Genomic DNA, 14,237 nt, shown 5'->3' with positions numbered 1-14,237 from the left:
TCACCCCGCCAGAAGAACGCCGCCGGTGACCGTCCAGGACAGCCAGACGGGATCTTCCCAGGTAAAGCTCCGGCGCGAGATCCGGCGCGTGTTCGCCGTCTGCGCCTTGATCACCATGCCCGAGGGCAGTTCGACGTGATAGGTCGAGAGATTGCCGAGATAGGCGATGTCGAGCACCTTGCCCTGCACTGCGTTGACCGCGCCTTCGGGACGGTCGGTCGAGATCGTCACCTTTTCCGGCCGGATCGCCAGGTAACAGGTCTGACCCTTGTCGAACCGGGTGGCAGAGGTGGCCTGCAGCGGCACCTCTCCCTCGGCCCAGTCGATGGCATAGGTATCATCCTCGCCCGGGGTGGCGCGCCCCTCGATGATGTTCACGTCGCCGATGAAATCGGCCACGTAGACGTTGGCGGGCGATTCATAGATCCGGTCCGGTGTCGCCACCTGGATCAGCTTGCCCTCGTCCATCACCGCCACGCGGGAGGCGACGGTCATCGCCTCTTCCTGGTCGTGGGTGACGATGACAAAGGTGGTGCCGGTCTTTTCCTGGATGTCCATCAGCTCGAACTGGGTGTCCTGACGCAGCTTGGCGTCAAGCGCGCCCAGCGGCTCGTCGAGCAGCAGCAGCTTCGGCGCCTTGGCCAGGCTGCGCGCCAGCGCCACGCGCTGACGCTGGCCGCCGGAAATCTGGTGCGGCTTGCGGCCGGCGAATTTCTCCAGCCGGGTCAGTTTCAGCATCTCGGCGACGCGCGCCTCGATCTCGGCCTTCGGCCTTTTGTCGCGGCGCAGGCCAAAGGCGATATTGTCCCAGACGCTGAGGTGCGGAAACAGCGCGTAGGACTGGAACATCATGTTCACCGCCCGCTTGTTCGGCGGCACGCCGACGATGTCCTTGCCGGCCAGCTCGATCCGGCCCTCGGTGGGGGTTTCGAACCCGCCCAGCATCCGCATCATCGTGGTCTTGCCACAGCCTGACGGGCCCAGCAGGGCAAAGAACTCCCGCTCATAGATATCCAGCGACAGATCGTCGATGGCGGTGAATGTGCCGAACCGTTTCGTGACGTTCTGAAACCGGATCAGCGGTTTGGCGTCTGGGTCTTCCCAGGGCGTGAATACTGTGGATTGCAAGATAGCCCCCGTTGGTCTGAGCGTCGTCGGGGCGGGCCGCGACCGGCCCGCCCGCGAAATCGGGGCTCAGATACCCGACTTGATCTTGGTCCACAGCCGGGTGGCAACCCGCTGCACCTTGGCCGGGTAGGGCCGGGTGGTGAACAGGTTTTCCAGCGTCGCCGCATCCGGATAGATCGCCGGATCGTCGATCACGTCCTCGACCAGGAATTCCTGCGAGGCGAGGTTGCCGTTGGCGTAGTAGACATAGTTCGACGCCGCCGCCATGTTCTGCGCATCCAGAATGAAGTTCAGGAACTTGTGCGCCCCGTCCGGGTTCGGCGCATCGACCGGGATCGCCATCTGGTCGAACCACATCTGCGCGCCTTCCTTGGGCGCGTGATAGGCGATCTCGACGCCGTTCTCGGCCTCGGCCGCTCGGTCGCGCGCCTGCAGCACATCGCCGGACCAGCCGACCGCGACGCAGATGTCGCCATTGGCCAGCGCGTTGATGTATTCCGAGCTGTGGAACTTCTGGATATAGGGGCGCACGGCCATATAGACGCCTTCGGCCTTGGCGATCACATCGGGATCCTGGCTGTCGGGATTTTCGCCCAGATATTGCAGCGCCGCCGGGATCATTTCGCCCGGCGCGTCGAGGAAATGCACGCCGCAGCCGCCGAGTTTTTCCATGTTGGCGGGATCGAACACCAGCGACCAGCTGTCAATCGGGGCGTCCTCGCCCAGAAGTTCCTGCACCTTGCCGACGTTCACGCCGATGCCGGTGGTGCCCCACATGTAGTTGATCGAATAGGCGTTGCCGGGATCGTACTGCGCGGTGCGCTTTTCAACCACATCCCAGACGTTCTTGTGGTTCGGCAGTTTCGCCATGTCCAGCTTCTGGAACGCCCCCGCCGAGATCTGGCGCTGCAGGAACGAGCCCGAGGGCACCACCACGTCATAGCCCGATCCGCCGGCCAGCATCTTGGTCTCCAGCACCTCGTTGCTGTCGAACACGTCATAGATCAGGTCGATGCCGGTTTCGTCCTCGAACTTGCTCAGCAGTTCCTCGTCGATATAGTCCGACCAGTTGTAGACGCGGACTTCCTCGGCCTGCACGGCACTCGCGCCCAGCGCCAGAACTGCGGTCAGGCTCAGCGATTTGATTGTCATATCTATCTCCCTGTGAAGGAACGGGTTGGCCCCGCATTTCTCGATTTGATCAAGTTTTGCCTTCTGCGGCAACAGGGGATATGTTTTCACGCAGAACCCCTTTGCGCAAGCGCAGTCATCGGAATTGGAACAAGACCATTGGATTTGATCAAAAAAAAGGCGCCCAAAGCCGCGAAATCCCCCGCCGATCCCCCGGTTCATGAACAGGTCTACCAGACATTACGCGCCCAGATCCTGTTCGGAGAGATGGCCCCGGGCCAGCCGGTGACCATCCAGGGGCTGACCGATTCGCTTGGCGCCGGCATGACCCCGGTCCGCGAGGCGATTCGCCGGTTGATCTCGGACGGGGCGCTGGTGTTCCAGGGCAATCGGCGCGTCAGCGTGCCGGTGTTGTCGGCGGCGGATGTCGAGCAGCTGATTTTCGCCCGTAAAACAATCGAATCCGAACTTGCCCGCCGGGCGGCAAAACATGTCAGGCCCAGCCTGATCGAAGAACTGGAAGCAATTGACGCAGCGCTGGATTCGGCCATCGCGGCGGGGGATGTCACCGGCTACCTGCGCTACAATTACCGCTTTCACGCGGTGCTTTACGATCATGCGAACGCGCCGGTGATGACGGATCTGGTCGAGCGCCTTTGGCTGCGGTTTGGCCCCTCGTTGCGGGTCGTCTGCGGCCGGTTCGGCACGCAGAACCTGCCCGACCGGCACAAGGAACTGCTGCAGGCGTTGCGCGCAAACGATGCCGGGGCGGCCGGCGAGGCGATGGCGCAGGACGTTGTGCAGGGCATGGAGATGGTCGAGGCGATGCTGTCGGAACAGGCGGCAAACGCCTGATTCGAGTGACTTCGATTGACACTGAAAAATTTGATCATATTCTGGGTGAAACCACCGGAATCCCCTGTTCAGGAGTCGTTCGATGCCCGCCATAACCAATCACATGCCGACCGCCGAGTTGCAGGCGCTGGACAGCGCCCATCACATGCACCCTTTCACCACCGGCGACGATCTGGCCAAGAAGGGTCCGCGCGTGATCACCCGGGCCACGGGCGTCTACCTGACCGACAGCGAGGGGATCGAGATCCTCGACGGCATGGCCGGGCTTTGGTGCGTCAACATCGGCTATGGCCGCGACGAACTGGCCGAGGTCGCGGCGCGGCAGATGCACGAGCTGCCTTATTACAACACCTTCTTTCAGACCACCCACGTGCCCGCCATCGCGCTGGCCGCCAAGATCGCCGAACTGGCGCCGGGCGATCTGAACCATGTGTTCTTCGCCTCCGGCGGGTCCGAGGCGAACGACACCAACATCCGCATGGTGCGCACCTATTGGGATGCCAAGGGCAAGCCGGACAAGACCATCATCATCAGCCGCAAGAACGCCTATCACGGTACGTCGATCGGCAGCGCCTCGCTTGGCGGGATGTCGGGGATGCACGCCCAGGGCGGCCTGCCGATCCCGGACATTCACCACATCAACCAGCCGGACTGGTGGGCCGAGGGCGGCGAGATGACGCCGGAGGCCTTCGGCCTGGCCCGCGCGCAGGAACTGGAAACCGCGATTCAGGAGCTGGGCGAGGACCGCGTCGCCGCCTTCATCGCCGAGCCGGTGCAGGGCGCCGGCGGTGTGATCGTGGCACCCGACAGCTATTGGCCCGAGATCCAGCGCATCTGCGACAAGTACGAGATCCTGCTGATCGCCGACGAGGTGATCACCGGGTTCGGCCGCACCGGCAACTGGTTCGGATGCCAGAGCCTGAACATCCGGCCCGACATCATGACCATCGCCAAGGGGCTCAGCTCGGGCTACCAGCCGATCGGCGCCTCGGTGGTCAGCGACGAGGTGGCGGCGGTGCTGGGCAGCGTGGAATTCAACCACGGCTATACCTATTCCGGCCACCCGGTCGCCTCTGCCGTGGCGCTGGAAAACCTGCGGATTCTGCAGGAAGAAGGGATCGTCGACCGCGTGCGCGAGCAAACCGCGCCCTACCTGGCCGAGAAATGGCATTCGCTGGCGGATCACCCGCTGGTGGGAGAGACCAGGATCGTCGGCATGATGGCCTCGCTGGCGCTGACCCCGGACAAGGCGACGCGCGCCAGGTTCGCCTCGGATCCCGGCACGGTCGGATACATCTGCCGCGAACGCAGCTTTGCCAACAACCTGATCATGCGCCACGTCGGTGATCGCATGGTGATCTCTCCGCCGCTGGTGATCAGCAAGGGTGAAATCGACATCCTGATCGACCGCGCACGGACGGCGCTGGACGAATGCCATGCCCAGTTGAAGGAGCAGGGGTTGCTGAAAGCGGCCTCCTGACCGCAAGGCGCCCCGGCTCTGTCCGGGGCGCGTTCACGGCGGGAATGCGCGGTTAGAAATCCACCCCGCGCTGTGCCTTGATCCCGGCCTTGTAGGGGTGCTTCACCTCGGTCATCTCGGTGACCAGGTCGGCATAGGCGCAGATCGCCTCCGGCGCGTCGCGCCCGGTCAGGATCACGCCGGTGCGGCCCGACCGCGCCTTCAGCCCGTCCAGAACCTCTTCGGGGCTCAGGTAGCCATAGCGCAGGGCGATGTTGATCTCGTCCAGCACCACGAGGTCGAAATCGCCGCTCTCCATCATCTCGCGCGCGCGGGCAAAGGCGGCCTGGGCGGCGGCGATGTCGCGGTCGCGGTCCTGGGTGTCCCAGGTGAACCCCTCGCCCATGGTGTGCCAGACGACCCCGCCCAGCCGGTCGAAGAACTGCCGCTCGCCGGTGATCCAGCTGCCCTTGATGAACTGCACCACGCCGACCGCCTGCCGCCAGCCCAGCGCGCGCACCGCCACGCCGAAGGCGCTGGAGGATTTGCCCTTGCCGTTGCCGGTATGCACCAGCACCAGCCCCCGGCCCGGATCGCTGGCCTCCTCCACCTTGGCGCGATGCTTGGCCTGAACTTGCTTCATTTTCTCTTTGTGGGTGTCGGTCATGGCCTGTCCCTTGTGAATGCCGGGCGGATCATAGGGTTGGCGCGCCCGGCGTAAAGACTACGCCTTTGGGTCACTGACCGAGCGGGCGCGGGCGCGCAGCAGCCCCAGGTGGTGTTCGCGCCAGATCACCAGGATATTGCCCGCGATCACCAGTGCAGCCCCCGACAGCATCACCAGCGTCGGCACCTCGCCGAACCAGGCATAGCCGATCAGAATCGCGAACAGCATCGAGGCGTAATCGTAGGGCGCCAGCATCGATGCGGGGCCGAAGCGGTAGGAAGAGGTCAGCAGGATCTGCGCCATCCCGCCGACGATCCCCGCCAGAACCAGCTGCAACGCGGTCTCGCCTGCCGGCATAACCCAGCCGAAAGGGGCGGTCAGCAAAGACAGGACGGAGGCCGTGGCGGAGAAATAGAACACGATGGCCGAGGTGCGCTCGGTCTCGACCATGCGGCGGATATGGATCTGCACCAGCGCCCGCAGCATCGTCGATCCCAGGATCAGCAACGCGCCCAGCGCCGCCGCGTCGTGCAGCCCGGCCCCGCCGCCAAGGCGCGGCCAGACCATGATCAGCACGCCGACCAGCCCGACCAGAACCGCGCTGATCCGCACCATTCGAATGCGCTCGCCCAGCATCACGGCAGCGAGAATCAGGGTAAAGATCGGCGTGGCATAGCCGATGGCCGTGACCTCGGGCAGCGGCAGCAGGCCAAGCCCCGCAAAGGTCATCCCCATCGCCGATGTGCCGATGATCCCGCGCCAGAAATGCCCCATCGGGCGATGCGCGATCAGCCCGCTGCGCAGCTCTCCCTTGGCGGCAATCCAGACCAGGATCACCGGGATGGCGAAGAACGAGCGAAAGAACACCGCCTCGCCCGCCGGCACATCCTCCGACGTCGCCTTGACCAGCGCCGCCATGACCGAGAACAGAAAGATCGCGCTGAGCTTCAGCGCAACCGCAAGGCCGGGTCGATGCGATGTTAAGGATGTCGCCATGCGCGGACCCTGCGCCGAGGCGCGGAAAAGATCAACGGGTTGATTTCACCGCCCCGCAGGGCGCAGATAGGCCGACCCAAAGCGGAGGCACGCCATGTATGACGACAACCACCTGATCACCCGCCTTCGCGCGGCCTCCCTGGGGCATGAGACCCGCAATTTCGCCACCTTCCCGGCCCGCGCCAGCATGACCTTCGGCGAGCTTTTCGCCGGGGCCGAGCGCAACGCCGCAGCTCTGGTGGGCATGGGGGTGCAGCCCGGCGACCGGGTGGCGGTGCAGGTGGACAAGACCATCGAGGCGATCCAGCTCTATCTCGGCACGGTGATGGCGGGGGGCGTCTTCCTGCCGCTCAACACCGCCTATACCACGCCTGAGGTGGCCTATTTTCTCGGCGACGCGACCCCACGCGTGGTGGTCTGCGATCCGGCCCGCGCGGAGGACCTCGCCGAGGTCGCCGGCGGCGCCCGGGTGGTGACGCTCGACGGCAAGGGGCTGGGCAGCCTGACCGACGCGGTGGTCGGGCGCGGCGGCTTCGATCCAGTGCCGCGCAAAGCGGACGATCTGGCGGCAATTCTGTACACTTCCGGCACCACGGGCCGCTCCAAGGGCGCGATGCTCAGCCACGCCAACCTGGCCGCCAACTCCGAAACCCTGCGCGACTACTGGCGGTTTACGCCCGCCGACGTGCTGATCCACGCGCTGCCGATCTTTCACACCCACGGGCTTTTCGTCGCCACCAACGTGGCGCTGCTGGCCGGCGCGCGGGTGGTCTTCCTTCAGGGGTTCGACACCGACGCGATCCTCGACGCGATGCCGCAGGCCACCGCGCTGATGGGGGTGCCGACCTTCTATACCCGCCTGCTCGCCGATCCACGCCTGACGAAAGAGCGCGCGGAGAACATGCGCCTGTTCATCTCCGGTTCCGCGCCGCTGCTGGTCGAAACCCATGAGCAGTGGGAGGCGCGCACCGGCCACCGGATCCTTGAACGTTACGGCATGACCGAGACCAACATGAGCACCTCGAACCCCTACGAGGGCGAGCGCCGGGCCGGCACCGTGGGCTTCCCGCTTCCGGGGGTCGAGGCGCGGGTGATGCAAGACGGACAGGAGGTGCCGGCGGGCGGGATCGGCGTACTTGAAGTGCGCGGGTCCAACGTGTTCCAGGGCTATTGGCAGATGCCCGAGAAGACCGCCGAGGAACTGCGCCCGGATGGCTGGTTCATCACCGGCGACATGGCGATGATCGACGAGGACGGCTATGTCACCATCGTCGGCCGCGAAAGGGACCTGGTCATCACCGGCGGCTTCAACGTCTACCCCAAAGAGATCGAAGGTCTGATCGACGACCTGCCCGGTGTGCTGGAAAGCGCGGTGATCGGCGTGCCGCATCCCGATTTCGGCGAGGGCGTGGTCGCCGTCGTGGTGCCGGAAGGCGAGGGAACGACGCCCGAGGCCATCGCCGCCGCGCTGGACGGGCAGTTGGCCCGGTTCAAGCAGCCGAAACAGATCGTCATGATCGACGCGCTGCCGCGCAACACCATGGGCAAGGTGCAGAAAAAGGCGCTGCGGGACGCCTATGCCGGGCTTTTTTCCTGACGGCGGTTCCGGTGTCTGGCGGGGCGATGAGTATTTGAAAAGAGAAGAAGCAGGGGAGGCGCCCGCCGTCTTCTCTGCCGGGATCCGGCCCGCTCAGATCAGCCAGAACAGCAGCGCGCTGAGCGTGACGAAGGCGCCCGAGGTGGCCATCAGCATGGCGATCGAGGCCGCCCCGCCCAAGCCGCGTTCCTGCGCCAGCACGGTATAGATGCCGAACATCGGCATTGCCGCCGACAGGACGGCGGCGATCCGCATCTCCTCGCTCAGCGCGGCGAGCCCGAGCAGCGGCAGCGCCAGCACGGTCAGCGTGATCATCGCCGGGTGCAGCAGCAGCTTGGCCGCGGCGATCTGGCCGGCCAGCAATTTGTTGCCCTTCATCGGCAGCCCCACCAGCGAGCCGCCGATCACGATGAGCGATAGGGCGGCGGCCGAGGCGGCCAGCATTCCCATCATGCGGTTCACCGGCGCGGGGAGCGTCAGCCCGGAGGCGGAGGCGGCCAGGCCCAGCAACAGCCCGATCACCATCGGCCGCTTCAGCAGGTCGAAAAGCGCCTTTCCCACCAGCCGCAGCGGCGATCCGCCGCCGCGCCCGGCGGCAAGGTCCATCAGCACCAGGCAAAGCGGGATGATCAGGATGTTCTCTACCAGGAAATTCAGCGCCAGGATCACCCCGGCCAAATCCGGCAGCACCAGCAGCAGCACGGGATAGCCGACAAACCCGGAATTGGGGCAAGAGGCCCCCATCACCGCCAGCGCCCGGCGCGGCTTGTCCGGCGCGGTGGCGCTGAACCACAGCCAGGCGGCGGCGATGGTCGCCAGCCCGCCGGTGGCCATCACCAGCAGGTAGCCCGGATGCAGCACCTCGCCCAGGTCGCGCCCGGCCACCGCGTTGAACAGCAGCGCCGGCAGCGCCACGTTCAGAACGTATTTCCCCAGCACCGCCATGTCCTGCGGCTTGAACCAGCCCAGCCGCACCACCGCGTAGCCGATCACGACGGCGGCGTAGATCGGAAAGGTGATACCGAGGATGTCGTTCATGCGGGCGGGCTCAGCCGATCTGGCCGCGCGTCTCGCCCACCGCGCCGCCGATCTGGCCGCGGTTCAGCAGGATATGATCGAGCAGCACGCAGGCCATCATCGCCTCGCCCACCGGCACCGCGCGGATGCCGACACAGGGATCGTGGCGGCCCTTGGTGATGATTTCCGCCGCCTCGCCGGATTTGGTGATGGTCTGGCGGGTTTTCAGGATCGAGGAGGTCGGTTTCACCGCGAAGCGCACCACAACGTCCTGCCCGGTGGAGATGCCGCCGAGGATGCCGCCGGCGTGGTTCGAGGAAAACACCGGCCTGCCGTCATTTCCCATGAAGATCTCGTCGGCGTTGTCCTCGCCGGTGAGCGTGGCCGCACCCATGCCCTCGCCGATCTCGACGCCCTTGACCGCGTTGATCGACATCATCGCGGCGGCCAGATCGGTGTCGAGCTTGCCGTAGACCGGGGCGCCGAGGCCCGCCGGCACGCCGCGTGCCACCACCTCGACAACGGCGCCGACCGAGTTGCCGGATTTACGCAGGGCGGTCATATAGTCGGCCCAATCCGCCGCGGCGCGGGCGTCGGGGCACCAGAACGGGTTTTCCCCGATCTGGTCCCAATCGAAGCGTTCACGGTCGATCCCGTGCGGGCCGATCCGGGTCATGTAGCCGGTGATCTCCACCCCCGGCGCCAGCGTGGCCAGCGCCGCCCGCGCCAGCCCGCCGGCGGCGACCCGCGCGGCGGTTTCCCGCGCCGAGGAGCGGCCGCCGCCGCGGTAGTCGCGGATGCCGTATTTCTGCCAATAGGTGATATCGGCGTGACCGGGGCGGAATTTTTCCTTGATCTCGGAGTAATCCTTGGACCGCTGGTCGGTGTTCTCGATCATCAGTTGCACCGGGGTGCCGGTGGTCTGGCCCTCGAATACGCCGGACAGGATTCTTACCGCGTCCGGCTCGCGCCGCTGGGTGGTGAATTTGCTGGTGCCGGGTTTGCGCCGATCGAGCCATTGCTGGATCATGCCCTCGTCAATCGCGACGCCCGGCGGGCAGCCGTCCACCGTGGCACCCAGCGCGGGCCCGTGGCTTTCGCCCCAGGTGGTGACGCGGAAGAGATGGCCGAAACTGTTGATGGACATGGGGCGGCACTCCTTTGTCCGGCGGTCTAGCCGGGCGGGGCGGGGCGCTCAAGGGGTTTTGCCTTGCGGCCTGTCGAAGGCCGCACTAGGTTGCGCCTTACCTCGGGGTGCCCGGACCTTTCTTGTCCAGGGCTGAGATGCGCAGGCGAACCCGTTGAACCTGAACCGGCTCATACCGGCGTAGGGAAGGTGAATGGACATGCCTCCACCCTTGCCCTGTCGCCGCAAAAGGAGGATGCCATGAAGTATCTAACGTTTGCTGCGGGATTGTTTTCGGCCACGGCGGCGCTTGCCGACACGCCCGAACTGACCGTCTATACCTATGACAGTTTCATCTCCGACTGGGGCCCTGGCCCGGTGGTGGAAGCGGCCTTTGAAGAGGTTTGCGGCTGTGATCTGAAATTCGTCGGCGCCGGGGATGGCGCGGCGCTGCTGGCCCGCATCCGGCTGGAAGGCGCGCGCAGCGCGGCCGATGTGGTGCTGGGGCTGGACACCAACCTGATCCAGGCGGCGCGCGACACCGGGCTGTTCGCCCCGCACGCGGTAAAGGCCGCCTATGACCTGCCGGTCGATTGGGCGGATGCGGAGTTCGTGCCTTATGACTGGGGCTATTTCGCCTTCGTGCACGACAGGGGGCTGGAGGCGCCCGCCGATTTCCGCGCGCTGGCTGACAGCGAGCTGAAGATCGTGATCCAGGATCCGCGCAGCTCCACCCCCGGACTGGGCCTGCTGATGTGGGTCAAATCCGCCTATGGCGATGACGCCCCGGCGATCTGGGACGGCCTGGCGGACAATATCGTCACCGTGACCAAGGGCTGGTCCGAGGCCTATGGGCTGTTTTTGGAGGGCGAGGCCGACATGGTGCTCTCCTACACCACCTCGCCGGCCTATCACCTGATCGCGGAGGAGGACGGCAGCAAGACCGCCGCGCGGTTCGACGAGGGCCATTACATGCAGGTCGAGGTGGCCGGCAAGCTGGCCGCCAGCGACCAGCCCGAGCTGGCCGACGCGTTCCTGCAGTTCATGGTCTCCGACGCGGTGCAATCGGTGCTGCCCACTACCAACTGGATGTACCCGGCGGTGACGCCCGAGGCCGGGTTGCCGCAGGGGTTCGAGACGCTGATCGCGCCGGGCAAGGCGCTGCTCTTGCCGCCCGGTGAGGCCGCTGAATTGCGCGATCCGGCGCTGGCTGAATGGCTGACCGCGCTCAGCCGATAGGCGCGGGTCCGGGGATCGGCGCGGCGGCTATCGTCGCCGCGCTGATCCTGGGATCGCTCGCCGCCGTGGCCCTGCGGGCCGAGCCCGGCACCGGGCTGGGCCCGGCCGATTGGCAGGCGGTACGTTTTACCCTCATGCAGGCCGCACTTTCGGCGGCGATCAGCGTGGCGCTGGCGGTGCCGGTGGCGCGCGCGCTGGCGCGGCGGCGCTTTGCCGGGCGGTCGGCGCTGATCACGCTGCTGGGCGCGCCCTTCATCCTGCCGGTGATCGTGGCGGTTCTCGGCCTGCTGACGGTGTTCGGCCGCGCCGGCTGGGTCAGCCAGGCGCTGGGCGCGGCGGGGTTGGAGCCCTTGCGCATCTACGGGCTGCACGGGGTGGTGCTGGCGCATGTCTTTTTCAACCTGCCGCTGGCGACCCGGCTGATCCTGCAGGGCTGGCAGGAGATCCCGGCCGAGCGGTTCCGGCTGGCCGCCCACCTGGGCGCCGATGCCGGGGCGATCTGGCGGCTGCTGGAGGCGCCGATGCTGGCGCGCAGCGTGCCTGCCGCGCTGGCGGTGGTCTTCGCGATCTGCCTGACCTCCTTTGCGGTGGCGTTGACCCTGGGGGGCGGCCCGCGCGCGACCACGGTCGAACTGGCGATCTACCAGGCGTTCCGATTTGATTTCGACCTCGGCCGCGCGGCGCTGCTGGCGTGCATCCAGATCGCGCTGACCGTGTTGGCTGCGGGCCTGGCCCTGCGCGCGGCGCCCGGCGGCGGCTTTGGCGCCGGGCTGGACCGGCCCCTGCGCCGCTGGGATGCGCAAAGCGGGTTGCTGCGGGCGCAGGACGGCGCGGCGATCACGCTTGCGGCGCTGTTCCTGCTGCTGCCGCTGGCGGCGATCGCGGTGAACGGGCTGGCCGGGGTCACGAGCCTACCGGCCAGCGTGTTTCGGGCCGCGGGAACGTCCATCGTGATTGCGGCGGCCAGCACCGCGACCCTGCTGGTTCTGGCGGTGCCGATGGCGGCCAGCATCGCCATGGCCCGGCGGACCGGCTGGATCGAGCTGGCCGGGCTTCTGGGGCTCGCGGTCTCGCCGCTGGTGATCGGCACTGGGCTGTTCATCGTGGTCTATCCCTTTGCCGATCCCTTCGCGCTGGCGCTGCCGGTGACGGCGCTGGTCAACGCGATCTCGGCGCTGCCCTTTGCGCTGCGCATCCTGGTGCCGCGCGCCCGCGCGGTGCTCGGGGATTTCGGGCGGCTGGGTCTCAGCCTGAACATGGGTGGCCTGCCGTTCCGGCGGCTGGTGCTGCTGCCCCGGATGCGGCCGCAGATCGGCTTTGCCGCCGGGCTTGGCGCCGCGCTCTCGATGGGGGATCTCGGGGTGATCGCGCTGTTCGCAGATCCCGAGGTCGCGACGCTGCCCTTGCAGATCTACCGGCTGATGGGTGCCTACCGGATGGAGGCGGCGGCGGGCGCGGCGCTGCTGCTTCTGGCGCTGTCTATGCTGGCGTTCTGGATTTTTGACAGGGGAGGACGCTGGCATGCTGAGGTTTGAAAAGGCGGTGATCCTCAACGGCGATTTCACCGTTCGCGCCAATCTGGCGTTGGAGCGCGGCGCACGCGTCGCCGTGATCGGCCCGTCGGGGGCGGGCAAGACCACCCTGCTCGAGGCCATCGCCGGGTTCCGGCCACTGGAGGCCGGCCGCCTTGTCTGGGACGGGCGCGACATCACCGCCGATCCGCCCGGTGCGCGCCCCGTCGCCATGCTGTTCCAGGACGGAAACCTGTTTCCGCATCTTACTCTGGCGCAAAACGCCGGGCTGGGTCTGCGCCCCGATCTGCGGCTGAGCGCGGAGCAGAAAGAGCGGGTCAAGGCGGCGCTGGCCCGGGTCGGGCTGGAGGGGCTGGAGGACCGCAGGCCCGGGGCGCTTTCGGGCGGGCAGCAAAGCCGCGCGGCGCTGGCCCGGGTGCTGTTGCAGGACCGGCCGCTGCTGCTGCTCGACGAACCCTTTGCCGCGCTGGGCCCCGCGCTCAAGGCCGAGATGCTCGATCTTGTCGCGGACCTGGCGGCGGAAACCGGCGCCACGCTGCTGATGATCAGCCATGATCCGGACGACGCGCGGCGGATCGCCGATCAGGCGGTGCTTGTGGCCGAGGGGGTGGCGCATCCGCCGCGGCCCACCACCGACTTGCTCGACAATCCGCCGCCGGTTTTGCGGGCTTACCTCGGGGAAGGGTAAGGGGCGCTGCCCCCTCGGCCTCCGGCCTCACCCCCGGAGTGCTTGCGACGAGAAGAAGCGGGGGCGGCGCCCTTGCCAAGCCGCGCGGCGCCGGTCCAGCATGCCGCGACGAAGGAGAGGCCGATGCACCCCAACCCGATCTATCGCAACGCCGATGCCGCCCGGAACATCGGGTTCGCCCGCGCCCGCGGCTTCGGCGTGCTGGCGGTGAGTGATCCGCAGGGTGGTGCGCCCATGCTGAGCCATGTGCCATTCGTGTTGTCGGAGGACGCCGCCACCGCCGAGCTGCACCTGGTGCGCTCCAATCCCATCGCGCGGGCAATGGCCGCGCCCTTGCCGGCGCGGATCGCGGTCAGCGGGCCGGATGGCTATGTCTCGCCCGACCGGTACGGGATGGTGAACCAGGTTCCGACCTGGAATTACGTCGCCGTGCATCTGACCGGGTGGCTGGAGCTTTGCCCGCAAGAGGACCTGCGCGGTTTCCTCGACCGGCTCTCGGCACAATTCGAGGCGCGGCTGGCGCCCAAGCCGGAATGGCGGGCCGACAAGATGGACGCGGAGGCGCTGGCGCGGTTGATGCGGATGATCGTGCCGGTGCGCCTGCGGATCGAGGGCATCGACGGCACCTGGAAGCTGGCCCAGAACAAGCCGGAGGCGGCCCGGATCGCGGCGGCCGAGGGGGTGGCGCAGGACGGAATCGGCGCCGAACTTTCCACCCTGGCCCGGCTCATGCGCGAGGTATCGGAGGAATGATGGACAGGCGCCGCGCCCGGCCCTAGGCTGCCGCCGAAAGCAGCGAATG

Annotated in this window: 13 protein-coding genes and 1 riboswitch; of the genes, 7 read left to right on the top strand and 6 right to left on the bottom strand. The window is 67.0% G+C overall.

All coding sequences use genetic code 11. From position 1 onward, the window contains the following. Nucleotides 1-1,128, bottom strand: a complete 1,128-nt coding sequence (locus P1U75_RS01115) for an ABC transporter ATP-binding protein (protein WP_300238715.1) — start codon at nt 1,126-1,128, stop codon at nt 1-3. Between the two features lie 66 nt (nt 1,129-1,194). After that, the gene (locus P1U75_RS01110; RefSeq protein ID WP_300238713.1) at nt 1,195-2,280 is read right to left on the bottom strand and encodes a polyamine ABC transporter substrate-binding protein; all 1,086 of its coding nucleotides are present in this window, start codon (nt 2,278-2,280) and stop codon (nt 1,195-1,197) included. Between the two features lie 138 nt (nt 2,281-2,418). On the opposite strand from P1U75_RS01110, the gene P1U75_RS01105 reads away from it, so the two are divergent. Continuing rightward, nucleotides 2,419-3,114, top strand: a complete 696-nt coding sequence (locus P1U75_RS01105) for a GntR family transcriptional regulator (protein WP_300238711.1) — start codon at nt 2,419-2,421, stop codon at nt 3,112-3,114. Nucleotides 3,115-3,196: 82 nt separating this feature from the next. Next, on the top strand, nt 3,197-4,594 hold the full coding sequence (locus P1U75_RS01100) for an aspartate aminotransferase family protein (RefSeq protein ID WP_300238708.1): 1,398 nt from the start codon (nt 3,197-3,199) through the stop codon (nt 4,592-4,594). 52 nt (nt 4,595-4,646) lie between these two features. On the opposite strand, the gene cobO is transcribed toward P1U75_RS01100, so the two are convergent. Continuing rightward, nucleotides 4,647-5,240, bottom strand: a complete 594-nt coding sequence (gene cobO, locus P1U75_RS01095; RefSeq protein WP_300238705.1) for a cob(I)yrinic acid a,c-diamide adenosyltransferase — start codon at nt 5,238-5,240, stop codon at nt 4,647-4,649. Nucleotides 5,241-5,297: 57 nt separating this feature from the next. Then, nucleotides 5,298-6,236 carry a DMT family transporter gene (locus P1U75_RS01090; RefSeq protein ID WP_300238702.1) on the bottom strand — a complete coding sequence of 313 codons (939 nt, stop codon included), beginning with the start codon at nt 6,234-6,236 and terminating at the stop codon, nt 5,298-5,300. A 94-nt stretch (nt 6,237-6,330) separates the two neighbouring features. Here P1U75_RS01090 and P1U75_RS01085 point away from each other — a divergent pair, with 94 nt between their 5' ends. Further along, complete coding sequence (locus tag P1U75_RS01085) at nt 6,331-7,833, top strand: malonyl-CoA synthase (protein ID WP_300238700.1); 1,503 nt, start codon at nt 6,331-6,333, stop codon at nt 7,831-7,833. A gap of 93 nt (nt 7,834-7,926) precedes the next feature. Here the strand turns inward: P1U75_RS01085 and P1U75_RS01080 are convergent, their stop codons facing one another. Together P1U75_RS01080 and aroC are read right to left on the bottom strand one after the other, a co-directional pair. Further along, nucleotides 7,927-8,871 carry an AEC family transporter gene (locus P1U75_RS01080; protein ID WP_300238697.1) on the bottom strand — a complete coding sequence of 315 codons (945 nt, stop codon included), beginning with the start codon at nt 8,869-8,871 and terminating at the stop codon, nt 7,927-7,929. 10 nt (nt 8,872-8,881) lie between these two features. Next, nucleotides 8,882-9,997, bottom strand: coding sequence for a chorismate synthase (aroC, locus tag P1U75_RS01075; protein ID WP_300238694.1), 1,116 nt, complete (start codon nt 9,995-9,997; stop codon nt 8,882-8,884). Between the two features lie 93 nt (nt 9,998-10,090). Beyond that, nucleotides 10,091-10,201: riboswitch (TPP riboswitch) on the top strand. Nucleotides 10,202-10,237: 36 nt separating this feature from the next. Between aroC and thiB the strand changes: the two genes are divergently transcribed. From thiB to P1U75_RS01055, 4 genes are all read left to right on the top strand, one after another. Then, entirely contained in the window at nt 10,238-11,215 is a 978-nt protein-coding gene (thiB, locus tag P1U75_RS01070) for a thiamine ABC transporter substrate binding subunit (RefSeq protein WP_300238691.1), read from the top strand. After that, nucleotides 11,191-12,750, top strand: coding sequence for a thiamine/thiamine pyrophosphate ABC transporter permease ThiP (locus P1U75_RS01065; RefSeq protein ID WP_300238688.1), 1,560 nt, complete (start codon nt 11,191-11,193; stop codon nt 12,748-12,750). Before thiB ends, P1U75_RS01065 begins: the two co-directional genes overlap by 25 nt. Further along, nucleotides 12,737-13,435 carry an ATP-binding cassette domain-containing protein gene (locus P1U75_RS01060; protein WP_300238687.1) on the top strand — a complete coding sequence of 233 codons (699 nt, stop codon included), beginning with the start codon at nt 12,737-12,739 and terminating at the stop codon, nt 13,433-13,435. The genes P1U75_RS01065 and P1U75_RS01060 overlap by 14 nt, the downstream gene beginning before the upstream one ends. Before the next feature lie 123 nt (nt 13,436-13,558). Continuing rightward, the gene (locus P1U75_RS01055; RefSeq protein WP_300238686.1) at nt 13,559-14,188 is read left to right on the top strand and encodes an FMN-binding negative transcriptional regulator; all 630 of its coding nucleotides are present in this window, start codon (nt 13,559-13,561) and stop codon (nt 14,186-14,188) included. Nucleotides 14,189-14,237: the final 49 nt, after the last annotated feature.

Origin of the sequence: Antarcticimicrobium sp. (assembly GCF_029212575.1) — a bacterium.
Classification (GTDB): domain Bacteria; phylum Pseudomonadota; class Alphaproteobacteria; order Rhodobacterales; family Rhodobacteraceae; genus Antarcticimicrobium.
This window is presented reverse-complemented; position numbering and strand designations above follow the sequence as displayed.